Genomic DNA, 1032 nt, shown 5'->3' with positions numbered 1-1032 from the left:
ACTTCTGGAATGGGCTGCGAAACAAGGGGTTATCCTAAAGCAATCCAAACGGGACAGCCGCAGCAGAACGCCCATATCGAGCGCTACAATCGTACAGTCAGGCACGAATGGCTGGACCAATATATCATTGAAACCATTGAGGAGGCGCAGGACTTCGCCACGCAATGGCTCTGGACTTACAACAACGACCGTCCAAATATGGGCATCGGCCGCATCACTCCCGCCATGAAACTGAAAATGATCGAGTAAATTCTCCGGATGCACCCCGTTAAAAATGGGGGGATTATCAGCGAAATGGTCGGTCGTGTTCTGCCGCGTGTAACTCGCGCTCCCGCTTGCATCTCTCCCAGCACCCCACACCGGAATCGAGACAGACAGGCCACTCTGGGTGGCGCTGCTTTTATACTCATAGGTGTACTGATTTTTCTCTACGCACAATATAATTTAAAAATAACTATAGAAATGTTGACTTATTCAGAAAAATGGTCAGTGCATTTACTGTACTATCTTTCCCTTCTTCAAAATCGTTGGAAAAATAAGAAATACCTAAAGGTAAAACATAAAACCCATAATCATATTTTTTAATTTCCATTCCATTTTCAGTAAAAAATATCATCATTTCCATAATATTTTCCCCAAAAATATTAATATTCTTATATGTTAACTTATTTTCTTCAAAGGTATTATATGGAAACCGAAATTCTAGAGAGTCAATAATATATTTTTCATTATAGGAAAACTGTAATTTTCCGTTGAAAGAATATGTTATAATCCCTCTATATTTAGAAATATTGACACCTCGAATACGATCCATCACAAACAAATTTGCAATATCTATAAGATCCATTCCTTCCGTAATATCAACAAACTTCTGCGGAATACCTAATCCTTCAGGATATAGAGGAATTTGAGAAATTTTATTAAACGGATATAATTCCACGTTTACAATCCTATTTTTTCAAAAATGATTGAGGGTTGAGACTTTTAGCGTAGTCAAGCATATCCTTTATAGCCTTATCATATTTTCCTACC

At 38.1% G+C, this 1032-nt stretch carries 1 protein-coding gene and 1 pseudogene; one reads left to right on the top strand and one right to left on the bottom strand.

Annotated elements, in window-relative coordinates; genetic code table 11:
• Positions 1–249 (top strand): annotated as a pseudogene (locus GOB83_RS14650) (integrase core domain-containing protein); the annotation flags it as partial.
• A gap of 205 nt (positions 250–454) precedes the next feature.
• Here GOB83_RS14650 and GOB83_RS14645 read toward each other — a convergent pair.
• Positions 455–940 carry a hypothetical protein gene (locus GOB83_RS14645; RefSeq protein ID WP_165926628.1) on the bottom strand — a complete coding sequence of 162 codons (486 nt, stop codon included), beginning with the start codon at positions 938–940 and terminating at the stop codon, positions 455–457.
• Positions 941–1032: the final 92 nt, after the last annotated feature.

It is taken from the genome of Acetobacter fabarum, assembly GCF_011516925.1.
GTDB classification, from domain to species: Bacteria; Pseudomonadota; Alphaproteobacteria; order Acetobacterales; family Acetobacteraceae; genus Acetobacter; species Acetobacter fabarum.
The sequence above is the reverse complement of the archived record's forward strand: the minus strand, read 5'-3'. Positions and strand labels throughout refer to the sequence as shown.